Below are 22,598 nucleotides of genomic sequence, written 5' to 3'. Positions count from 1 at the left end.
TGCGGACCTCCGTGAAGATCGCGTTGACCATCGAGAAGGTCGGCTCCGGGTTCGGCGGGGCGGAGAGCACCGTGGCGATGTTCGCCCGGGTGATGCACGACGCGGGACACGAGGTCGCCATCTTCGCCCGCAAGGCCGGCGGGCTCGATCTGCCGCCGGGCGTGCGGGTCGAACTGCTGTCGCTCGGCCCGCTGGGCCGGGTGCGCTGGTTGCGGGCGGTCCGCTTCGCACAGGCCGCCGCGGCCGCGGTGCGGGCCGGGGACTTCGATCTGACGATCGGCTTTAACAAGACCTACGCCCAAGACGTGTTGATCGCCGTCGCCGGCGCCCACCCCGGCACGCTGGAGTACAACCGGGCCCGGTTCCGCTCCCCGCTGCGGCGGGCGTGGTGGAGCCTCGGCAAGCGGCTCAACCCCACGCAGATCGGCTACCGCTGGATCGACCGGCAGGCCTTCGGCGGGAACCGGCCGGGCGAGCCGGGGGGTGAGGTCGGGCCGTTCGTGATCGCCCCCAGCGCGATGGTCGCGGAACACTTTCGCCGGTTCCATGGCGTGCCGGCCGACCGCATCGCCGTGGTGCCCAACGGCATCCGCCTGCCGGACGAACCGCCCACGCCCGCCGAGACGGCGGAGCGTCGCGCCCGCTTCCGCCAGCGAGCAAAGCTGGCGGAGAGCGACGTCGCCGCCCTGTTCATCGCCTGGAACTATGCGTTGAAGGGACTCGAACCGCTGTTGCAGGCGTTCGCCCAGCTGGCCCCGTCCCGGCCGACGGCGGCCCTGGTCGTCTGCGGCAGTCCGAAGACGGGGTGCTACGAAGCGATCGCCGAACGGCTGGGCATTGCCGACCGGGTCCGCTGGATCGGGCCGGTCTCCGACCCGCGGGACGCCTACGCCGGCTGCGAGCTGCTGGCGTTTCCCACGTTCTACGACCCCGGGGCGTTGGTCGTCGCCGAGGCGCAGGTCGCCGGGCTGCCGGTCGTCACCACCCGCCAGAACGGCGCCGGCGAGTTGCTGACGGAGGGCGTGGACGGCTTCGTGATCGACTCCCCCTGGGCGACGGAGGCCCTCGCCGACCGCATCGCCCGGCTGATCGACGGCCCCGACCTGCGGCGCCGCATGAGCGAGGCCGCCGCCGCCGATGCCCAGCGGCACGACCTCAAGCGGCGGTTGCAGGAAACGCTCGCCGCCCTGCCGCGGCCCGACGGCGAACCGCGCGCCGGCGACGCGGAGTCGAACCGGAGGGCGGCATGACGCCCGCCGACGCCCCGACCGCCACCACGCCGGCCCCGCAAACGATCGTCACCGAGCGCTGGGACGACGGCCGGCTGACGGTCAACGTCGCCTTCGCCGACTGGCTGCGGGAACAGAACCTGACGACCTGCGCCGCGTTCGATCGGCTGGAGCCGACGGAGGTCGCCCGGCACGTTAAACAGCGGGTGACGGCCCGGTTCGAGTTCGACGCGACTGTCGGCGATCCGGTCGGCGGGCGGGCGTTCTACATCAAACGGCACGGCCGGGACCCGCTCTCGGAGTACGTCAAACCCCTGTTCCGCCTGACGAAGCCGGTGCTGGGCGCCCGGCCTGAGTGGGACGCGATGCTGCGGTTCCATGAAGTCGGCCTGCCCACGATGACGCCCGTCGCGTTCGGCGAGACCGGCCCGGTCGGCAACCGGCGGTCGTTCGTGATGACCGAGTCGCTGGAGGACCGCGAACGGGTCGACCACTGGCTCGCCGACCGCCGCGACGACCGCACCCCGGAAACGACGATCCAACGACGGGCGCTGGTCGCCGAGGTGGCCCGCCTCGCCCGCCGCCTGCACGACGCGGGGATGCACCACCAGGACCTCTACCTCTGCCACTGGCTCCTGCCGGCGAAAGTGACGCGGGGGGCCGGGGCGCCGGGCGTGCCGTCGATCATCGACCTCGGCCGCGTGCGTTGCCACGCGACGCTGCCGGACCGCTGGCGGATCAAGGATCTCGCCCAGATCTACTACAGCGCCGGAGGCGTCCCCCGCAGCGATCAGGTGCGGTTCCTGCGCGCCTACCTCGGCCGCCCGCTGGCGGCGGAGGACCGGGACCTCGTGCGACGCGTGCGGAAGAAGGCGCGGGCGATCGGCCGCCACACACGGCGGAACGATTTGTAGTGCCGGCCGTTCGTGCTCCCCTCGCTCCCTTTTTGGGGGAGAGGGGCTGGGGGTGAGAGGGGCTGTGACTCACGAACCTCTTTCACCGGCCGCCCGCTCTCCCGTCGGCAGGGTGGCTACTGCATGAGCCAGGGCGTGCAAACCGTTCGCTCACCCTCACCCCCGGCCCCTCTCCCTCGAGGGAGAGGGGGGAAAACATCGGCCGGCCGGCGGCGTGAAGCTCGGGGCGGCTTCTGCCAGACTCCGACGCATGGAGTACGCCCTCGCCGCCGGTCTGTCGTATCTCTCCGGCAGCGTGCCCTGGGCGCTGCTGATCGTGCGGTGGGTCGCCGGGGTGGACCTGCGGACGGTCGGCAGCGGGAACCCCGGGGCGACGAACGCCGCCCGGGTCGTCGGCAAGCGGTGGGGGGCCTTCATCCTCCTGCTGGACGCCCTGAAGGGGGCCGTACCGGCGCTGATTCTCCCCCGACTACTGACCGGCGAGGCGTTGACGGACGGCGGCGAGGCGTGGCGGCGGTTGGCGGTGGTCTGCGGGGCGGCGGCGGTGCTGGGGCACGTCTTCCCGGTCTGGCTGAAGTTCCGGGGCGGCAAGGGCGTGGCGACCGGGCTGGGCGTCGCCGCGGCGCTGCACTGGCCGGGGCTGCTGGTCGGGGCGGCGTCGTTTCTGCTGGTCGTGAAGACGACCCGACTGGTGGCGCTGGCCTCGACCGTGGCGGCGTGGGCCTTCGCGATCACGTGCGGCGTCGATTGCCTGCTGGTGCGGCCGGACCATTTCGCCCCGGCCCGCTGGCATCTCGCCGGGTTCGCCCTGCTGACGGCCGTCCTCATCACCGCCCGACACGCCGGCAACTTCGCCCGGATGCTGCGGGGCGAGGAGAACCGCTGGGGCGGTCAGGACCTCAAGCCGGCCGACTCTCTCAAACCGGCTGCGACTCCGGGGAGCGCGCCGCCTGCCGGCGACGGCGAAGCGGGGACGATCGAGGCGGCAGCGGCGGCTGAGGGACACGCCCCGCCCGCTCCGCGGTCGCCGCGGTGAGGCCCGGGCGGTAGAGCAGGTCCGCCAGCCCGCCGTACCACGGACCCCAGGCGGGTTCGTTCAGCCTCTCCGCGACGCGGTCCGCGAAGGCGTGCAGGGACTCGGCCGGGGCGCGCGTCAGGCCGCGACGGGCCAGGCGGCGGTCGGCCCGGCGGAGCAGCGTGCGCACCCGACGTCGTGCGGGGTCTTCGGTGCGTCGAACCAGCAGCGCCCGCCGCACCCGCCAGACGGCCAGACCGGCGATCGTCAGCGCCAACAGCAATCCCGGTCCCGTCGCCAGCCAGCCGCCGAGGGCGCCCAGCAGCCAGTTCCAGCCGCGTTCCGTCCAAAGCTGCCGCCACCGCACCAACGCCGCGGCGGCGGCGTCCCACAACTGGCCGAACAGGTTCGCCCCCCCGCCCGAGCCGGGCACGCCGGCGGGGGGCGTCGCCTCGACCACCACCCAGCCGCGGTTCGGGTCCCAGGCCTCGCACCAGGCGTGGGCGTCCTCGTTGCGGGCCAGCCAGTAGCCGCCGACGGGGTTCGACTCCGCCACGACGAATCCCGTCGCATATCGGGCCGGCACCCCTCGCATCCGCAACAGCACGACCGCGGCGGTAGCGAAGTACTCGCAATGAGCCGCCGGCCGACGGACGAGGAACTCCCGCACCGGGTTCCCCGTGCTGCCGATCGCGGCGCCGAGGCGGTACTCGTAGTTCCGACGAAAATAGTTCTCCACCGCCGCGATGTCCCCCGCCGTCGACCGGCTCCCGGCGAAGGCCCGCTCGGCGACGGCCTGGACGTCCGGGTCCTCCGCCAGCAGCGGGGGGACCGCGGTGAGCCGGTCGTCCGTCGGGTCCAGGGCCACGGCGACCCGTTTCCAGACCGGAGGGGCCTCGCGGACCTCCTGATTGGGGCCGGGTTCGGTGGTGGCGGCGTAGTGCGGCTGGGCGGCGGAGGTGGTGAGGGTCAGGCCGTATTCGTCGGCGTCGAGGATCGCCTCCGGTCCGAGGAACCGCACGGTGTTCGGCGGGACGAACGCCGCCCCGCGGAAGTCCTGTGCCGGCCAGACCTCCACCCCGCCCCGGCCGGGCGCCGCGGAGGGGGCGGTCCCGTCGGTGACAAACCCGTCGGCGAGGAACGAAGCCCCCTCCCCCAGCGGCGGCTCCCCGCCGGCCGGCGGGGGGCGGGTGAAGTCGAACAGGAACCGCTCCGCCGACTCGCTCAGCGGTCGTCCGCGGCGGGCCAGCGGGGCGGCGACGCCCCCGGCGGACCGCTGCCGCGACTCCTCCTCCCCGCCGACCCAGCGGGTGCCCTCCGGTTTGGCCGCCAGGGTGTAGTAGGCCCGGCCGCGTAGATAGCCGGGCTGCGTCGGGGCGTAGCACCGCAGGGCGACGGTGCGGGAGGCGAACTGCTGGCGCTCCCGCACGTCGCCCAACCGGGCCTCCCCGCCGTAGCCGGTCGCGACCGTCAGCGGTTCCGGCTGGAGGAACTGACGCACGACCCGGTCCATCGTCCGCTCGTACCGCCGCAGCGTGAGGCTCGCCCCCCAGGTGAGCCCGGCGACGGCGACGACCACCGCCAGCAGCGCCGCCCGCCGCGGCCACCGGCCGGGCCGACCCAGATCAGCCCGGCCGACGGGGCCGCGCCGGAACAGCCCGAACCCGCCCGCGGGGTTGCCGACGCTGAAGTACGCGCCGCACAGCAGGGCGAACAGCACCGCGGCCGCCAAGAAGGCCCCGCGCTCGGCGTCGGAGGCCCGGATGTCGCCCGCGCTCAGCAGCACAACCACCCCCGCCGCGGGCAGGCCGGCGGGCATCGTGGGCAGGCCCGATTCGCCGTCGCGGGAGCGTTCCCGACCCCAGTCGAGGAACAGGCAGAGTGCCTGCCCGGCCAGCGCCCACTGGCCCAACGCGTGCCCCAGCGCCCCGACGGCGGGGTCCATGTCCGCCTCCGGCCGGTAGTGCGGCAGGACCCGCCAGAGGGCGAGGCAGGCGGCGCCGATCCCGCCGACGATCAGCAGGAACCGGGCCCGGGAGATCGCCGCCCGCTCCCGCGGCAACGCCCCCAGCACGGCGGCGATCGCCACCCCCGCCGGCAGCAACAGGGTGCGGCTGAGCGCCGCGAACAGCGCCGCCTGCAACAGGATCATCGCCGCCAGCGTCACCCGCCGCGGCCCCGGCGGCGGGGGTGCGGAACCTTGCGCACTCATGCGGGCCCCCCGGGCGTGGAGATCACCGTCCGCCCGCCGGCCCCCAAGCGGGCGGCGAGCGCTCCGGGGGCGGCGTCGTCCGAGGCGATCAGGGCCACCGCGGCGACCTCGTCCAACCCGGCCCACAGCGCCGGCCCGGCGAAGGGATCGCTCCGCGGGTCGGCGGGTTCGACGACGGCGAGGGCGTCCAACGCCGTCTCCAGCGCCGCCCGGCCGGTGCCTCCGCGAAAGCGACACACCTCCGCCCCGGCGGCGAACAGCACGAGGTCCCCGCCGTTCCGCCCCACCGCCTCGCAGACCGCCGCGGCCCGGCTGACGGCCGCTTCAAACCGCTCCGGCGGGGCGTCCGGGGAACATCTCGGATCGAACACGACCGCCACGCCGGCGGGGCGTTCCTCCCGATACTGCCGCACGACCGGCCGGCCGGTGCGGGCCCAGGCGCGGGCGTCCAGCCGCACGCCCAGTTCCCCGGGCACCAGGTCGCGATTGCCGAGGTACTCGGCGCTGTGGCCCTCCCGCTGTCCGGACTCGCCCCCGTTCCCGCCCCGCCCGCCGCCGGCCGGCAGGGGGAGCCGATCGAGCGGATGGAACCGCGGCCGGACCAGCAGCGACCCGATCGCCTGCCCCGTCCGTCCGCCGCCGCGGCCTATGTGAAAGGGAAAGGTGCTCCAGGCCCGCAGCGGCGGAAGTTCGTACCGCCCCCGCCACCGCGGCCGCAGGGTGAAAGAAGCCTCGGCCGTGCCCTTGCCCGGCAGATAGGGCACGGCGACGGTCTCCGCGGTGGGGGCGAACTCGTTCGGCAGATCGTAGAACCCGACGCAGACGTCGAAGGCCGGAACGCGGCGGCGGTTCGTCAGCGTCGCCCGGCCGACGACCGGCGAGCCGGCGGTGGCCCGCTCCGGCAGGAGCACGTCCATCGTCACCTTCGGCCGCAACAGCGAACAGGCCCCGCTGGCGACCGCCAGCAGCATGACGAGGGCGCAGAACGCCTGATAGAGCGGCATCTGCACGCTGACGGTGCCGATGCCCGACAGGGCGATGCACCAAACGAGGGCCTTGCCGCAGACCGTCAGTTCGTTCCGCCACTGCCGCTGAAAGTAGTCGTAAACGACCTTCGGCAGGCGGAGAAGAGCGAGCATCGTGGAGGAGTTTACGCCGCCGGACGGACCCGGCGCCCGTTCCCCGTTCACAGCCGGCCGTCGCCGGACCGCCGGTGCCGTTCGTCGTCCACCTGATCGAACAGGAACAGCATCCCCTGCACCGCCCACATCGTTCTGTGAATGGACGGCCGCGGTCGTTCCGGCGGGGCGCACCACTGTTCGATCTCGGCCCGGTCGCCGCGGCGCCGCGACTCGGTCCGGGCCGCCCCGATGAGATCCAGTTGCTCCTCGGTCAGTCGCTCAATCGGCGGCACGTGCCGGCCGAGCGTGTGATCGAAATGGGCGACGCGGGTCTCGCCGCAGGCCTCGACCGCCGCGCGGAGGTAGTGAAACGCCTCCGGCACGCCGTCCCACCGGAGCGGCGGGGGCGGCGGGACAGCGACGGCCGGGGGGTGGGGGGCGAACAGGCTCGCCGCCCAGGTCGCCAGCTTGCGGAGCCAGTGCATCGGTCGCCTCGGAGAGCGGATGAACAATTCGGCGGGAGAGCACGGTTCCCGGCGATTTTACGTCAGCAGCACAATGGCCCACCCGATTCCGTACGAGACGACGAACAATGCAGTCAGCGACACGCCGGCAAGGAGGAAGCTACAAAACAACGGCGGCTGACCAATCCATCCGACCCGAAATCCGGCCCCACGGGCGCCGACGAGCATTGCCGCGGCAATGAGCCCCCCCGCGAACGCTCCGAAACCGAAGAAAAGCCCGACCATGTCTGGCCTCGCCTGTGCCTTTCCCCACATTGCCCCCCAGCCGCCCGCAGGCGGGGGAGCGAAGATGACAAGACTAACGATCATCAAGCCGGTCGTCCCGATTTGGTGGAGTAGGACTGCATCCAGAATCCCCACCGTGCGGTGACCGTTCGCGGCATCAGGCCTCTGAAGTTCGGGGTCGTCGCCTTCGCTCTGGTACAGCCCCTCCAGAATCAGCGCCTCGATCGCCCCGGCCCGGTCGGGATCATCGTCTAAGGCATCCGGACGGGCGCTCACGCCGGCACCGGGACGGCGGCGATGGCTTCCCGCAGCACGTCCGCTTTCTTGGTGCCGCTGAACTTCGCTTCGCCGCTGAGCATGCAGCGGTGGGCCAGCACGGCGGTGGCGACCCGCTGCACGTCGTCCGGGCGGACGAAGTCGCGGCCGGCGAGATAGGCGGCGGCCTGGGCGGCCCGGAACAGCATCAGCGAACCGCGGGGGCTGGCGCCCAGGTCCAGCCGCTTCTCCTGGCGCGTCCGCCGGCAGACCTCCACCACGTAGGCCGCCACCGGTCGCTCCACCGCGACGGCCCGCACGGCGGCCTGCATGCGGAGCAGGTCCTCGCCGTTGAGCACCGGTTCGACCGTCTCCAGCGGGTGCACGCGGGCCTGGTCGAACAGCATGTCGATCTCCGCGTCGGCGGCCGGGTAGTCCAGCGTGAGCCGGACGAGGAACCGGTCCAACTGGGCTTCGGGCAGCGGGAAGGTGCCGTGGAAGTCCGCCGGGTTCTGGGTCGCCAGCACGAAGAAGGGCGCCGGCAGCGGGCGGCCTTTTCCTTCCACCGTCGCCTGCCCCTCGGCCATCGCTTCCAGCAACGCCGACTGGGTGCGGGGGCTGGCCCGGTTGATTTCGTCGGCCAGCAGCACGTTGCAGAAGATCGGCCCGGGCCGGAACGTCAGCGAGCCGTCCGCCGGGTTGAACACGTTCCCGCCGAGGATATCCGCCGGCAGCAGGTCCGGGGTGAACTGCACCCGGTGGAAGTCCAGCGAGAGGCTCTTGGCGAGGGCCTTGGCGAGGGTCGTCTTGCCGACGCCCGGCACGTCCTCCATCAGCACGCTGCCGCCGGCCAGGAGGGCGGTGAGCAGCAGGTCGATCGCCTCCGGCTTGCCGAGGATCACCCCGGCCAGGTTCGCCCGCAGCCGCTCAATTTGCGGCCGGCGGGCGGGGGCGGTGAAATCGGGGGCCCGGCCGTTCGACCGATGCGGAAGGGCGGCGGTCGCGTCAGTCACGCCCGGAGTCTAGGTAACGGAAGGGGAAAGCGAAGTCACCGCCCCGCAAACGCCGCCCGAGATCGACCATGCCCGCCGACCCTCATCAGCACACCGATCTGTTTCACATGGTGGGGACGCTGTTCGGCGGCCCGACGGGCTGGGCGAGCGCCGCGGCGGTCATTCACTGGCAGGTCCTCCTGGCCGGTCAATGGGGACAGGATTCCCTAGAAGGGATGCTGGCTGCAGCACTGCCGGCGGGCCTCGTTGCAGGAGCGGCGGGGGCGACGGCCGTCGAACGGTTCGCCTCACGCCGGCTGGCCCTGTGGCATCCGCTGGCGGTGTCCTTCGGAGGAGCTTGGGCAGGCGGGGCCATTGCGGCTCCGGCGGCGCTGGGCGCCGTCCGACTCATCAGCTGGGCGGCCGGCGTCTGGCGGATCGGCTGACCTCTCGACCGGCCTATACTGGCCGCGTGCCGAGCCCGACTCCCAACCGTCGCGCCTTTCTCACCGGCGTCGCCGCCCGCGACGTCGCCGTCGACGCCCTCGCGGACGCCGTGGCCGGCGGAGTCGACGCCGCTCCTCCCCCGCCGGCGGCCGGGTCGAGCGTCCGCATTTCCCAGCGGTCGATGGCCTGCGAGTTCGCCTGCGCCCTGAACCCCGGCGACCGCAGCGCCGTCATGCACGCCGGCGACGCGTTGGCGATCGTGCACGAACTGGAGGGGCAACTGTCCGTCTACCGGCCGGACAGCGAGGTCAGCCGGCTGAACGACGCCGGCGCCGCCGACGACGTGGAGCCGGGGCTGTTCGAACTGCTGACCCGGGCGAAGGAGTTGGCCGAGCGCACCGACGGGGCGTTCACCCCGCTGGCCGGGTCGCTGGTGGCGGCGTGGCGGGCGGCCCGGGCGGAGAATCGCATCCTCGACGAAGCCGACGCCGCCCGGGCGGCGGAGCGCTGCGGGACGGACCGGCTCTCGCTTCATCCCGAGACCCGTTCCGTCCGGCTGGGAGAGGGGTCGCGGATCGATCTCGGCGGGATCGGCAAGGGGTACGCGTTGGACCGGGCGGCGGCGCACCTGATCGAACAGGAGGTCTCCGCCTTCCTGCTGCACGGCGGGCGGAGCAGCGTGCTGGCGCGAGGACCGCACCACGAATCCGATGGCTGGCCAATCGGTTTGGGCGACCCGCATCGCACGACGCGGCGGCTAGGCACGGTCGTGCTGCAGGACCGGGCGATGGCGACCAGCGGCTCGAACGTGCAGTTTTACCGGCATCAGGGCCGGCGGCTGGGGCACCTCCTCGACCCCCGCACCGGCTGGCCGGCGGACCCCGACCGGCCCGGCGGGCTGCTGAGCGTCGTGGCCTTCGCCCCGCTCTCCTCGGGAACCGGCGCCGCAGACGCCGACGCCCTCGCAACCGCGCTGTTCGTGCTGGGGTTGCCGGCTGCGACGGCGTTCCTTGATGCGAACCCGGCGTTCGGGGGTATACTGGTGGCTCCCCCCAAGGGCGGGCTGCTCCCGGTCACGATTCGCAACGTCGACCCGGGTTCTCTGTTCCTCGACCCGGCCGCCGTCCTGCGCGTGGACTGAAGCGTGATCTCCGTGAATCCCGACCGTCACCCCGCCCCGCCCGCCGATTCCGCCCGTCGGACCGGCGCGGCCGCGGACCCCCGCCGCATCGCCGTAATCGCCTGCGTGCTGCTCGTCACGCTGCGGCTGTTCATCGGCTGGCAGCTGGCCTACGAGGGCTTCTGGAAGGTCGCCACCCTCGACACGACCACGCCTTGGACCAGCGAGGGCTACCTCAAGAACGCCCAGGGCCCCTTCCGCGACCTGTTCCGCGGAATGACCGGCGACCCGGACGACCTCACCTGGCTCGACTACGACGCCGTCAACGACCGCTGGAACGACCGCTACCGCCGGTTCGTCACGCACTACGACCTCTCCGACGCCCAGAAGCGCCGTCTCGACGAGTTGTTCGTCGGCCCGGCCGACTTCCGGGCGGAACTCGCGGAGTTCCCCGAGGGCGTGAAAGTGCCCAAGGAACTGGCGGATTTCGTCGAGTTCAATCCGCAGACGCAGCGGATCATCGTCGACGGCCGGCGGCACCTCACGGCGGACGAGAAGCTGAAATTGCTGGCCCTGGTGGAGTCGACGCTCTACGACGACACCGGCGCCGAGCGGAAGCCGCCGGAGATGAACGAGGGGGAGAACTACACCAACTGGGAACTCGCCAAGCAGTACACCCAGGCGATCGAGCGGGTCTACCAGCGGGCCACGAACCTCAGCTACCGGGAGCGGTTGGACGTCGCCACCCGACTCGATCCCGAAGCGCCCCGCGTGGTGTTCAGTAACTTCAAAGGCACGTTCGGCGACGATTACACGCCGATCGACAGCTATTACAGCGTCCTGCTGGCCGAGTACGAAAACGCCCGGGCCAGCGCCGAAACGGACTTCGAGCGGGAGCACGCCGAGACCCTCTACGGCGAGATCCAGGAGTTGAAGCGGGCCCTCGTCGGCCCGGTGAAGTCGCTGGACGCCCAACTGACGAACGACATGTACAAGCTGCTCACGCCGGAGCAGCGGGCCAAGGGGGCGATCCCGCAGCCGTGGGATACGGTCCGGATTGCGGACACGCTGACGATCACCGGCCTGTGCACGCTGGGCACGCTGCTGCTGATCGGCTTTCTGACCCGCTTCTCCGCGGCGATGGCGGGTCTGATGGTGCTCGGCTTCTACCTTGCTTGGCCGCCGTGGCCGGGGGTCGTCGAGGCCCCGGGGCCGGACCACGCCCTGGTGGTCAACAAGAACCTGATCGAGGTGATGGCCCTGTTCGCCCTCGCCGCCCTGCCGACCGGCCGCTGGTTCGGCGTCGACGGGCTGCTGCACGGGCTCTGGAACCGCTGGGTCGGCCGTAAGCAGCGGGTCGCCGCGGCGAAGGCCGCCCCCCCGTCCTCGACCGCCGTCGCCGAGAAATCCGCCCCGCCGGCCGCCGCGCGGGACACCTACTCCGTCTCCCGCTCCTGACTCTGCCCCGCGTCCGCGTTCCCGCCGCCGCGTGAACGTCGCCCCGCCGAAACGGTTCCATCAAAGCGAATCGATTCCGCGTAGAATCCCCGTACGCCCCCCGCCCCCACCGAGCCGCCCCGCCATGCACCTCACTCCTGAACAGGAAAAAATCGGTAACGACAACTTCTACGAGGCGGTCGGCGCCGAGACGATGACGCGGCGGGAGTTCGTCGCCGGCGGCGCCGCCGCCGCCGGCGGGCTGGGCGCCGCTTACTTCGGCTATAGCAAGCTGAAGGGCGACGCGGTGAAGGTCGGGTTTATCGGCGTCGGCGACGAGGGGAACATCCTCATCACGGAGCACCCGCCCGAATATATGGAGATCGTCGCGGTCGCCGACGCCCGCCCCTCCAACCAAAAGCGGGTGTTCGAGGGCGACGGCAACGAGCACCGCGTCGGCCTGCGGAAGAAGCTGGGCCCCGAGGTCGCCTCGACGATCAAGGCCTACGACACCGTCGACCAGATGCTGGAGAAGCGGCCGGAGATTGAAGCGGTCGTGATCGCCGTGCCGTTGAACATGCACGCCCCGCTGGCGATTAAGTGCCTCGAGGCCGGCAAGCACGTGCTGTGCGAAAAGCTGATGGCGAAGACCGTCGGCGAGTGCAAGGCGATGATCGCCGCCGCCCGCAAGGCGAACAAACTGCTGGCCGTCGGTCACCAGCGGCACTATTCCGTGCTGTACGACAACGCCAACCACCTCGTTCAGCAGGGCCTGCTGGGCGACATCAAGTACATCCGGGCCCAGTGGCACCGGAACAGCTCCTTCCCCGGCCGCGACGCCTGGCGTCAGCCGAAGAAGACCTGGCCCAAGGAGGACCTCGTCCTTGACGGCAAGACCGAGCGCTACGGCTACGAGGACCTGGACCACCTCATTAACTGGCGCCTGTACGACGAGACCGGCGGCGGGTTGATGGGCGAACTCGGCTCCCACCAGATGGACGCCGCCAGCATCTTCCTCGGCAAGGTGCACCCAGTCGCCGTCTCCGGCTACGGCGGGACGAACTTCTACGGGATCGAAGGCGTCGGCCCGAAGGACAAATGGGTCGACGACCGCGAGATCTTCGACCAGATCTTCACCACCTTCGAATTCCCCGGAAAGCACTTCGACCGGGACTCCGACGACCGCTGCGTGGTCACCTACAGTTCGATCACCACGAATCGCTTCGAGCCCTACGGCGAACTCGTCTACGGCTCCCGCGGCACGCTGATCATGAAGGCCGAGAAGGAAGCCCTCCTCTATAAGGAAGCAGGCCCGACCGGCGGCGGCGGGCCGGACCAGCGGCTGTGGGTGGTCAACGCCGGCGAGGCCGGCGGCCCGGCCCTCGACAGCTACGAAACCACCGCCCCCAGCGCCGCCGGCAGTTCCGCGGCGAGCACCATGCCGTCCGAGATCTCCCGCGGCTACAAGGAGGAGATGGAGCACTTCTGCTACATGATCCGCGAGCAGGACGGCGACTATTACCCCGGCGGCGAGCCGGTCGCCCCCGCCAAGGGCGGCCTCCGCTGCAACGGCGAGATCGCCATGGCCGACGCCATCATGGCCCACACCGCCAACATGGCGATGCGGTACGGCATCCGCATCCCCTTCGAGCAAAGCTGGTTCGACTGGCAGAGCCCCGAAGTCCCGGAGAAGAGCGTCCCCGAACTCGCCGCCAAGGTGCGGGAGGCCTCCGGCGGCAAGATCGGCGAGCCCAACCGTAAAGCCGCTCCCTCGGTGCCGGACGAGCTGAAGAAAACGGCCTGATCCGGTGGCGTTCCCCCCGTTGACCCCGACCTCCGGGGGCCTGTTCGACGGGTGGAGCTGGTCCGCCGATCCCCTGACCGCCGCGGGCGTCTTGCTCGCGGCGGTTTGCTGCGCGGCGTTCGGTTTGTGGTGGAACCCGCCGCCGGGCGGCCGGGGGCGACGCCTCGCCGTCGTGCTGCTCCGCCTCGCGGCGGTGGCCGTCGTCGCCCTGCTGGCACTGGGGCCGGAGCGACGCCGCGAGGGCGACCCGGAGCCGGTCCCGCTCCCCGTGCTGCTGGACGTCTCAGAGAGTATGACCGTCGGCGACGCCGGACCCGACGCCGAAGGCCGCCTCGACGCCGCCCTCGCCGTGCTCCGCCGCTGGGAGGAGGGGCGGCCGCTGTCGGTTCGTCCTTTCGCCGCCTCCCTCGCCCCGCCGGCCCCGCTGGAGGGCGTCGCCGCGGTCGCCCTCGATCGTGCGGCGACCGACCCCGCCGCCGCGGTGCGGGCGGCGCTGGGGGAACCGGCGGTGCGGCGGGCTGGGGCGCTGGTGGTGGTGACGGACGGCCGCTCGACGGTCGGCCCGGCCGGCCGGCTCTCCGCCGCCGCGGACGCCGCCCGGGATGCCGGTGTGCGGCTGCTGATCGTCGGCGCCGGCGAGCCGGACCCGCTGGGCACCCCGCGGCTGGCCGCCCTCACGGCAACCCGGCCGCTCGGCCCGGGGGAGCCGGTGGAGATCGCCGCCCGCTGGACCTTCGCCGACGGCACCCCCGCCCCGCCCCCGCGGTTCACCGCCACGCTGACGGACCGAACCGACGGCTCCGCCGCTGCCGCCGGCCCGGCGACCGTCGGGCCGAACGGCGGGGCGACTTTCGCCGCGACCGTCGTCCCCCCGGCAGCCGGCCCCCGCACCTACGGCCTCACGCTGAGCGTCCGTGGCGAGCCGATCCCCGACGCCGGCGGCTCGCTGACGATCGACGTGCCCGGCGGCACGACCCGCGTCCTGCTCCTTGCCGATCGCCCGCGGCACGAGGTGCGGTTCCTGCAATCCCTGTTGGAGCGGGAACCGACCGTCGACCTGACCGCCGCCGTCGGCGACGCCCCCCGCCCGCCGGACGGCGAGGCGTTCGACGTGCGGATCGTGGTCGGAGCCGCGGACGAGGGCGGCGGCCTGCCGTTCGCGTCCGCCACGAGCGGCGGGCGGATCGTGGTGACGACGGCGCCCGCCGGACCGCCGGCCGAGCGGGCGTTCATGGAGCCGACGGCGGTCGTGCCCACCGCGGCCGGGTGGCGGCTGGGCCTGTTCGCCGCGGCCCCGCCGCCGATCTTCGGCGCCCCGCCCGACGCGCCCCCCGACCCCGCCGCCGCCACGCTGGCGACCGCCGGCGGGGCGCCGCTGATCACGCTGCGGCGGACCGGCCGGGGAGCGCAACTCACGATTCTCTCCCCGCAGACCTGGCGCTGGCGGGGCGAAGCGACGGAGGGAAGCAACGCCGCCGAGGACGTGCACCGCCGCTTCTGGCTCGCCGCCGTCCGCCTTGCCGCGGCGGCCCCGGAGGAGACGCCGGCCCTGCGTGTGGAACCGACGACCGTCGAGGCCGGCGGCGTCGCCCGGGTCTTCGCGGAAGGCTCGGGGGCGACGGCGGTGCGGATCGAGGGGCCGGGCGTGACGCGCTCGCTGCCGCTGACCGCCGACGGCTCCGTGACGATCGAGAACCTGCCCCCGGGCCGCTTCCGCCTCTCGCCCGTGGGGGCCGCGGCCGTCGGCGCGGCGGCCGGCGGGGCGGCGGAGCTGACGGTGACGGCCCCGCCCGCGGAAGGGGCGCGGCCCTCGCCGGATCGGGCCGATCTGCAGCGGGCCGCCGAACGTTCCGGGGGACGGTTCCTCCCGCTGGCCGACGCCGCCGGCGCCCCGCGATTTCTCCCCTCGCCCCCCCGCCTCCCCGCCGCCGCGACGACGGAGCGTCCGGCCGAAACCGCCTGGCCGGCCCTGCTGATTGCGGGGCTGCTGTGCGGCGAGTGGCTCCTCCGCCGCCGCGGGGGCGGCGTATGATGGCCGTTCCGCCGCTCCCCCCGTCCTCCTGAACCGGTCCCCTGAACCCGTCGTGACGGCGCCCGCCCCGGACCCGCTAGCCGCCCTGGACGCCGCCGGGCGCCGGCTGAGGCGGGCGGCGCTGGTCGCCGGACTGGCGAAGACGGCGGCGGTCGTCGGACTGGCGACGCTGGCCGTGGCGGCGGCGGACGCGTTCGGCGGCGGGTTCGATCCGAAGGAGCTGCGGACCGCCCGCTGGGCCCTCGCCGGGCTGACGGTCGCGGCGGCGCTGCGGTGGCTGGGCGGCCCGCTGCTCCGACGGCCGGACCGGGCCTCCCTCGCCGCCGCGGCCGACCGGCTCGCCGGGGGGAACGACCGACTGGCGGCGGCGCTGTCCTCCCCGACCGCCGCGGCCGGCCCGCTGCGGGAGCGCCTGCTGGGGGAGCGCCTGCTGGGGGCCGCGGCGTTCGTCCCGCCCGCCCCCCGCCGCGGCCGGCTGCGGGGGGCGCTCGCGGCGCTGCTGCTCTGCGGAACGCTGGTCGGGGCGTGGCTCGCGGCGGACCCGTCGACCGCCACCGCCGCCGCCGCCCGCCTCACCGGCACGGCGGGATTGGAACCGCTGCGGCTGGAGGTCGGCGGGCGGCTCGTGCCGCGGGGCCGGCTGGAGATTCCCCTCGCCGCGGGCACGGAGACGACGATCCAGGCCGTCGCCCCCGGCGACCGCTCGATCGGCGCCGTCCGCTGGCGGGTCGCCGGGGCGACGCTCACGCCGTTGGAGCCCGGCGTCGTCCGCGTCGCGGTCGCCGCGGCGCCGGTCACGGTCGCGGCCTCCGCGGACGGGTTCCGCTCCGCCCTGCTCACCCTGCGGCCGATCGCGGCCCCGGCGGTCGCCGGCTTTCAGGTCGTCGTCGAACCGCCGGGGCGTCCGCAGAAGACGTTCCGCACGCCGACGACCGTCTCGGTCGAACCGGCCGATCGGGTGGCGGTCGGGATCGTCGCGGCTCCGCCGGCGGACGTGCGCGTCGTTACGCCGGCCGGCGGGCCCGAGGTCCGCCGCGACGGCGACCGCTGGCTCCTCCGCCGCCTGCGGCCCGGCGATTGGCCGGTGGGCGTCGCCCTCGCCCCCCGCGAGCGGCCGTTCGCCCCCGCCCCGACCGACGACGCCGCGCCGCGACCGCTGTTCACGCTGCGGGTCCGGCAGGACGTCCCCCCCCGCGTCGCCCTCGCCCGCCCCGCAGAGGGCGCCACGGTCACGCCGAGCGGAACCACCTCGATCGAGGCGCAGGCCGACGACGACCGCCCCGCCCTGCGGCTGGAACTGTCCGCGAGGGGAGAAGTGCTGCAGACAGCCGAATCCGGCGCGGCGTCCACCGTCACGGCGACCGTCGAGCTCTCCCCCCCCGTCGAGTTGGCGCCGGGCGATGAGTTCACGGTGGCCGCCGCCGCGACCGACGCCCGCGGGCAACGCACGGAGACGCCGCCACGGACGGTGCGGGTGGTCTCGCCGGAGGAGAAGCGGGACGAACTGGAGGCGGCCGTCCCCCCGCCCGCCGCCGCCCTGCGGCGGGCCGCCGACGCCGCCGCCGACTTGCGGACGCGGCTGGCGGAGGGAACCCCCGTCGACCCGGCGGAGGTGCGGCGGACGCTGGACCGCCTGGAAACCGACTTCGCCGCCCCGGTGCGGGACGCGGTCGCGGAGGCGAACCGCAACGCCGTCCCGGCCGGCCCGCGGCTGGCCGCGGCGGAGCGGGAGGAACGGGAAGCCCTGCCGACGATCCGCCTCGCCGCCGACCGCCTGCGAACGGCGCTGCGGGGGGGCGAGGCGGGGGCCGCGGCGAAGGAGTTGTCGGACGAGCTCGCCGCGAGCGCCGGCCGGCTGGGGGAGGCGCTCGCCGACGCCGCGGGGGCCGAGACGGCCGAAGCGTTGCGAGAGGAGCAGCTCACCCTGACGGAGCGCACGGCGGCCGCGGCCCGCGACGGCGGAGAGACCGCCGCCGAGCTGGCCGAGGAACAACGCACGATCGCCACCGCGCTGGGCACGCTCCGCGACGGGCCGGCGGCGGAGGCCCTGCGGACCGCGGCCCGGGAGTTGGCGGCGGGACGACTCGCCGACGCCGTCGCCCGCCAGCGGGAGGCTCTGGCCCGCTGGAACGACACGGCCGAGGCTCCCGGTTCCGACAGTTCTCCCGCCGACCCGGCGGACCGGAGGGAAGCGCTGACGACCCTCGCCGCCCGGCAGCGAGCCGCGGCGACAGCGCTGCGAAGCATGATCGACGAAGGGCTCACGGGCCGTCGCGCCCTGCGGGCGCTGCGGGAGGTGGGGGACGAGGAATCGGCGATCGCCGACGAACTTGCCGCGTTCGCCGGTTCGGCCGACGCCGTGACCGCCGCGGCGGCGGGGGCCTCCGCGGACGAGGCCCGGGCGGTCGCGGCGGGCGTGGAAGACCGGCGGGAGGCGGGCGACCTGTTCCCCCTCGCCGAGCGAGCCGCGGCCCGGTTGGAGGCGCTGGCCGGGGGTCCCGACGACGCTCCGCCGACTGAATCCGGGGAGGGATCGCCGCCGGACAGTTCCGCCGAGGGACTCGACGCCGACGCGCTGGCCCGGTGGCAGCGGTTCCTGCGGGACCGCACGCTGGCGGAGGCCCCGGATCTGCCGGCCCTCGCCGCGGAGCAGCGGGCGCTCGCCGCGGCGGCGCCGGCCGAGGCGCCGATCGCCGACCCAGCGACGGAGGCGGCGGCCCGCTTGGCCGACGGCGCCCCCGCCGCCGCCGCGGAGCGGCAGCAGGCCGTGCTAGACCTGTTGGCGACGCTGGGCGGCGGGGCGACGGCGTCCCCGGCGCCGGAACCCTTGGCGTCGGACCCCCTGACGCCCGAACCCTCCGCCGCATCGCCGACGGGGCCGGAGCCGGGTACACTGCCGGACGCGGGCACGGAGGAGGCCGCCGTCTCGGGAACCGCGGGGGGCTCCGCGGGGCTGGGCGGTTCGTCCGGGACCGGTGGTTCGTCCGGCTCCCCCGCCAGCGGGCCGCACGCTCCTTGGGGCCGCCTGCCGGCCCGATTGCGGGAGCGACTGGCCGACGCCGCGGACGCCCCCGCCGCCCCGGGCTTCGCGGGCCTCACCGCCCGCTACCGCGCCCGCCTCGGCGAGACGGCCGATTCGTCATCTTCGCCTCCCGCGTCCCCGTCCGTTTCCCCCCCGTCGAACTCTCTCCCGTGACCGTCCCGTCCCGCCCCGCCGACCCCCGCGCCGGCTCCCCGGGCGGCGGGTCTTCCGGTTCCGTCCCCGCCAAAGCGACCTCCGCCGCCAGGCCGGTTCCGCCGCCGGTCGTGCCGGCCCCGCCCACGCCGGGGCCGCCGAAGGTTGAGGAAGAAGGCATTCGGCTGCAACGCTTCCTCGCCGCCGCGGGCTTCGGCGCCCGGCGCGAGTGCGAGGAACTGATCACCGCCGGCCGGGTGACGATCGAGGACAAGGTCGTTACCGAACTGGGCACGAAGGTCGTGCCGGGCGAGCAGGAGGTCCACGTGGACGGGGAGCGGGTGAAAGTCGCCCCCCGCAAGTACTACCTGCTGAACAAGCCGGCCGGCGTGCTGTGCACCAACCGCGACCCGCACGGCCGGCCGCGGGCGGTCGATCTGGTGGAGGCGGGCGACACGCGGCTGTTCACCGTCGGCCGCCTGGACGAACACAGCCGCGGCCTGCTGATCGTCACCAACGACGGCGAACTGACCCAGAAGCTCGCCCACCCGCGGAACCGGGTCATCCGCAAGTACCGTTTGCAGGTGGCCGGCGTGCCGACGCCGGAGACGCTGCGGAACCTGCGGAAGGGTTTGCACTTCGAGGAGGGGCTGTTCCGCCTGACCACGGCCAAGCGGATCAAAACGCACGGCAGCAGCGCCACGGTCGAGGTCGAGCTCGCCCAGGGCCGGAACCGCGAGATCCGCCGGCTGTTCGCGCGGGTGGGACACAAGGTGATGCAGCTCGAGCGGATCCAGTTCGGCCCGCTGAAGCTGGGCGATCTGGCCCCCGGCAAGTTTCGCCCGCTGACCCGGGAAGAGGTGCGGGCCCTCCAGCTCCTGAAGCCGGAGGACGCCGACCGGGCGCCCCACGCGATCGGCCGATCCGCCAAGGCGAAGCGGCCGGGCAACCAGCCGCCCAAGGGCTTCGGCGGGAAGGGCGGTTTCGGCGGGAAGGGCGGCGCCGGCAAGGGGCCGGGCGGCTACGGTCCGCCGGACAAGAAGGGCCACGGCGGGGGCCTCCGCGGCGGCGCCCGTCCCAGCGGCCGGGGTCGTCGATGAGCGGCCCCGCCGTGATGCCCCACGCGGACGCGGTGCAAACCGCCGCGACCGTCGGCCTGCAGGAGCGGATCGCCCGGGACACCTACGCCCTGGTCCTGGAACAGCCGGACGTCGCCGACCGGATCGAGCCGGGGCAGTTCCTGATGCTCAGGCTGCCGGGCCGCGACGACCCGCTGCTGGGCCGGCCGTTCGCCCTGTACGACGTGGGATCGGACCGCACGTCGTTTTCGATCGGCTACCTGGTCGTCGGCAAGATGACCCGGCTCATGACGGGGTTGCGGGCCGGCGACGAAGTGGAAGTCTGGGGGCCGCTGGGGAACGGTTTCCCCCGCCCGCCGGCGCCGGACGCCGGTCCCGTGCTGATGGTCGCCGGCGGCATCGGACAGACGCCGTTCCTTGCCGCGGGGCGGGAGATCCTCGGCGCCGTCGCCTACGGCGAACGCGGTCGCTTCGCCGCCCCGGCTCATCCGCCCGAATTGTTGTACGGCGCGCGTTCCAAGGAGTACGTCGCGGAGACGGAACAGTTCGAGTCGCGGGGCATCCCGGTCTCGGTCGCCACGGACGACGGCAGCGCCGGACATCACGGGTTCGTTACTGAGTTGTTGGAACGCCGGCTGACGGCGGAACCGCGCCCCTCCCGGGTCTACACCTGCGGGCCGGAGCCGATGATGAAGGCCGTCGCCAAACTGTGCGCCGCGGCCGGCGTGCCCTGCTGGGCCAGTTTGGAGAGCCCCATGGCCTGCGGGTTCGGGGCCTGCTTCAGTTGCGTGGTGAAGGTGCGGGACGCGGACTCGACGGACGGCTGGGACTACCGCCGCAGTTGCCTGGAGGGCCCGGTCTTCCCCGCCGAAGTGCTCACGTTCGACTGACGTTCGACGGACCGCCCGCCGGCGGTTTGCGATTCGCCCCCCTCCCCCGTCACACTGCCGGCGTTCGCTTCCTTCCTCAGGCCCTGCCCCCAATGACGTCGCTCGCCCTCTGCCTGGCCCTTTGCGCGGCCGCCCCGGTTCAAACGGAGACCTCCGACGACGGCTGGGTCTCCATGTTCGACGGCAAGTCCCTCGACGGCTGGAAGATCAACGAGGACGGCGCCTGGGCCGTCGAGGACGGGGCGATCAAGGTCAGCGGGAACCGCTCTCACCTGTTCCACAACAAGGAACTGCGGAACTTCGTCTTTGAGACCGAGGTGAAGACCACCCCCGGCAGCAACTCCGGCATTTTCATCTGCACGAAGTACCAGGACGAAGGCTGGCCGGAGCAGGGCTACGAGGTGCAGGTGAACGTCTCCCACGGCGACCCGGTGAAGTCCGGCTCGCTGTACAACACCGTCAAGCGGTTCGACGCCGGCGTGAAGGACGGCGAGTGGTACACGCAGCGGATCGAAGTCCGCGGCGACAAGGTGCGGGTCTCGATCAACGACGAACTGCTGTACGAGTTCGTCGAGCCGCCCGGCGTCTCGATCTCCCGCAAGCTGGGCAAGGGCGTGATCGCCCTGCAGGCCCACGACCCGAACAGCGTCGTCTACTTTCGCAATCTGAAGTACAAGGATCTCTCCGGTGAGTGACGGAACCAACCCGGGGAACGCCGCCGGCCGGTCGATCGGCAAACGGTGCGTCGTCCTGTCGATTCCGGGCCTGCGGGAGCGGGACCTGGCGGGGATGCCGCGTCTGCTGGCGCTGATGGAATCGGGCGTCACGGTGCCGCTGGAGCCGGAGTTCCCGGCGGTCACCTGCCCGGTGCACGCCGCCCTGACGACCGGCGTCGGCCCGTCCGAGCACGGTGTGATCGCCAACGGGTTCTACTGGCGCGAGGGCTCCGAAGTGCCGGAGCGCTCCCGCCCGGGCACCGTCGAACTGTGGACCGCCTGGGACGCCGCTGTGCAGGCGCCGCGGGTGTGGGACTGGCTGCGCGACGCCGACCCGGCCCTCACCAGCGCCGTCTGGTTCCCCATGCCGGCCAAGGGGGCGAACGCGGAGACGATCTGCACCCCGGCCCCCATTCACAACCCGGACGGCTCCGAATCGCTCTGGTGCTACACCAAGCCGACGGAGCTGTACGGCGAGTTGAAGGAGGAACTGGGCCACTTCCCGCTGATGAACTTCTGGGGGCCGCTGTCGGCCGTGAAGAGTTCGCAGTGGATCGCGGACTCCGCCGTGCTGGCCCAGAAGTCGCACCCCACGCGGTTCGCGTTTGTCTACCTGCCGCACCTCGATTACGCCGCCCAGAAGTTCGGCCCGGACAGCGCCGAGCACGAGCGTGCCGTCGGCGAGTTGGACGCGGTGATCGGCTCACTGGCCAACGGCCTCGAAGAGGCCTTCGCCGGGGACCCGTGCACCTGGATCGTCGCCGGGGAGTACGCGATCACCCCGGTCAGCGGCCCGGTTTATCCGAACCGGGTCCTGCGGGAGGCGGGGCTGTTCACTCCGATCGAGAAGGACGGGCAGGAGCACTTCGATCCATCCGCGACTCAGGCGTTCGCGGTTTGCGATCACCAATTCGCGCACGTCTACCTCCGTGACCCGTCGAACGAAGCGGACGTGAACTACGCCCGTGAGGCACTGGGGACCACGGCGGGGATCAGTCAGGTCTACATCGGTGAGCATCGGGCCGAGATCGGCATGGATCACCCACGGGCCGGGGATCTGGTGCTGACGTCGGAGCCGGATCGCTGGTTCGCCTATTACTGGTGGACCGATGACGCCAAGGCCCCGCCGTTCGCCCGCACCGTCGACATCCACCGCAAGCCGGGTTACGACCCGGTGGAGATGTTCCTCAAGCCTGGCACCCGCGAGACCCCGCTGGACGCCACGCTGGTGAAGGGTTCGCATGGCCTGACCCGGGCGACCGGCGGCGGGGAAGGCACGGACACCGTCCTGCTGATCTCTGACCCGGAACTCCGCCCCGCCGGCGGGCCGGCGACGCACGCGGAGATCCCCGACCTCGTGCTCCGCAGCCTGACGCAGGTGGACTGAGGCGGCGGGACCGGGGTGCGACCC

General features: G+C 73.3%; 18 protein-coding genes. 13 read left to right on the top strand and 5 right to left on the bottom strand.

From position 1 onward, the window contains the following. Positions 1 to 11 precede the first annotated feature (11 nt). From CA12_RS11230 to plsY, 3 genes are all read left to right on the top strand, one after another. Positions 12 to 1,250 (top strand): glycosyltransferase family 4 protein, encoded by a 1,239-nt coding sequence (locus CA12_RS11230; protein WP_145359037.1) that lies wholly within the window; start codon positions 12 to 14, stop codon positions 1,248 to 1,250. Then, on the top strand, positions 1,247 to 2,143 hold the full coding sequence (rfaP, locus tag CA12_RS11225; protein ID WP_145359036.1) for a lipopolysaccharide core heptose(I) kinase RfaP: 897 nt from the start codon (positions 1,247 to 1,249) through the stop codon (positions 2,141 to 2,143). Before CA12_RS11230 ends, rfaP begins: the two co-directional genes overlap by 4 nt. A gap of 250 nt (positions 2,144 to 2,393) precedes the next feature. After that, entirely contained in the window at positions 2,394 to 3,179 is a 786-nt protein-coding gene (gene plsY / locus CA12_RS11220) for a glycerol-3-phosphate 1-O-acyltransferase PlsY (protein WP_145359035.1), read from the top strand. Here plsY and CA12_RS11215 read toward each other — a convergent pair. Genes CA12_RS11215 through CA12_RS11195 form a run of 5 tightly spaced genes read right to left on the bottom strand, consistent with a single transcriptional unit; the run spans position 3,061 to position 8,508 of the window. Then, positions 3,061 to 5,370, bottom strand: a complete 2,310-nt coding sequence (locus CA12_RS11215; RefSeq protein WP_145359034.1) for a transglutaminase-like domain-containing protein — start codon at positions 5,368 to 5,370, stop codon at positions 3,061 to 3,063. The two genes, plsY and CA12_RS11215, sit on opposite strands and share 119 nt — an antisense overlap. Next, positions 5,367 to 6,509 (bottom strand): DUF58 domain-containing protein, encoded by a 1,143-nt coding sequence (locus CA12_RS11210; protein ID WP_145359033.1) that lies wholly within the window; start codon positions 6,507 to 6,509, stop codon positions 5,367 to 5,369. Before CA12_RS11210 ends, CA12_RS11215 begins: the two co-directional genes overlap by 4 nt. 47 nt (positions 6,510 to 6,556) lie before the next feature. After that, entirely contained in the window at positions 6,557 to 6,976 is a 420-nt protein-coding gene (locus tag CA12_RS11205) for a hypothetical protein (protein ID WP_145359032.1), read from the bottom strand. A 57-nt stretch (positions 6,977 to 7,033) separates the two neighbouring features. Continuing rightward, entirely contained in the window at positions 7,034 to 7,516 is a 483-nt protein-coding gene (locus CA12_RS11200) for a hypothetical protein (protein WP_145359031.1), read from the bottom strand. Continuing rightward, positions 7,513 to 8,508, bottom strand: coding sequence for an AAA family ATPase (locus CA12_RS11195; protein ID WP_207621953.1), 996 nt, complete (start codon positions 8,506 to 8,508; stop codon positions 7,513 to 7,515). The genes CA12_RS11200 and CA12_RS11195 overlap by 4 nt, the downstream gene beginning before the upstream one ends. Positions 8,509 to 8,576: 68 nt before the next feature. Here CA12_RS11195 and CA12_RS22055 point away from each other — a divergent pair, with 68 nt between their 5' ends. From CA12_RS22055 to CA12_RS11150, 10 genes are all read left to right on the top strand, one after another. Further along, entirely contained in the window at positions 8,577 to 8,933 is a 357-nt protein-coding gene (locus CA12_RS22055) for a hypothetical protein (RefSeq protein WP_165700698.1), read from the top strand. A gap of 26 nt (positions 8,934 to 8,959) precedes the next feature. Next, positions 8,960 to 10,075: an FAD:protein FMN transferase gene (locus tag CA12_RS11190; protein ID WP_165700697.1), complete on the top strand. Its 1,116-nt coding sequence runs from the start codon at positions 8,960 to 8,962 to the stop codon at positions 10,073 to 10,075. 12 nt (positions 10,076 to 10,087) lie between these two features. Beyond that, positions 10,088 to 11,512: a hypothetical protein gene (locus tag CA12_RS11185; protein WP_145359029.1), complete on the top strand. Its 1,425-nt coding sequence runs from the start codon at positions 10,088 to 10,090 to the stop codon at positions 11,510 to 11,512. A 124-nt stretch (positions 11,513 to 11,636) separates the two neighbouring features. Beyond that, complete coding sequence (locus tag CA12_RS11180) at positions 11,637 to 13,295, top strand: Gfo/Idh/MocA family protein (RefSeq protein WP_145359028.1); 1,659 nt, start codon at positions 11,637 to 11,639, stop codon at positions 13,293 to 13,295. 4 nt (positions 13,296 to 13,299) lie between these two features. Further along, positions 13,300 to 15,327, top strand: a complete 2,028-nt coding sequence (locus CA12_RS11175; RefSeq protein ID WP_145359027.1) for a vWA domain-containing protein — start codon at positions 13,300 to 13,302, stop codon at positions 15,325 to 15,327. A 52-nt stretch (positions 15,328 to 15,379) separates the two neighbouring features. After that, a complete protein-coding gene (locus CA12_RS11170; RefSeq protein WP_145359026.1) occupies positions 15,380 to 18,523 on the top strand; it encodes an Ig-like domain-containing protein in 3,144 nt (1,047 codons plus the stop codon). Continuing rightward, positions 18,520 to 19,602, top strand: coding sequence for a pseudouridine synthase (locus CA12_RS11165; protein ID WP_145359025.1), 1,083 nt, complete (start codon positions 18,520 to 18,522; stop codon positions 19,600 to 19,602). Before CA12_RS11170 ends, CA12_RS11165 begins: the two co-directional genes overlap by 4 nt. Then, positions 19,599 to 20,471 (top strand): dihydroorotate dehydrogenase electron transfer subunit, encoded by an 873-nt coding sequence (locus CA12_RS11160; RefSeq protein ID WP_145359024.1) that lies wholly within the window; start codon positions 19,599 to 19,601, stop codon positions 20,469 to 20,471. The genes CA12_RS11165 and CA12_RS11160 overlap by 4 nt, the downstream gene beginning before the upstream one ends. A gap of 92 nt (positions 20,472 to 20,563) precedes the next feature. After that, complete coding sequence (locus tag CA12_RS11155) at positions 20,564 to 21,166, top strand: 3-keto-disaccharide hydrolase (RefSeq protein ID WP_145359023.1); 603 nt, start codon at positions 20,564 to 20,566, stop codon at positions 21,164 to 21,166. Continuing rightward, complete coding sequence (locus tag CA12_RS11150) at positions 21,159 to 22,574, top strand: alkaline phosphatase family protein (RefSeq protein WP_242687849.1); 1,416 nt, start codon at positions 21,159 to 21,161, stop codon at positions 22,572 to 22,574. The genes CA12_RS11155 and CA12_RS11150 overlap by 8 nt, the downstream gene beginning before the upstream one ends. The last annotated feature ends 24 nt before the right edge of the window (positions 22,575 to 22,598 follow it).

This window comes from Alienimonas californiensis, from assembly GCF_007743815.1.
Lineage (GTDB): Bacteria > Planctomycetota > Planctomycetia > Planctomycetales > Planctomycetaceae > Alienimonas > Alienimonas californiensis.
The sequence above is the reverse complement of the archived record's forward strand: the minus strand, read 5'-3'. Positions and strand labels throughout refer to the sequence as shown.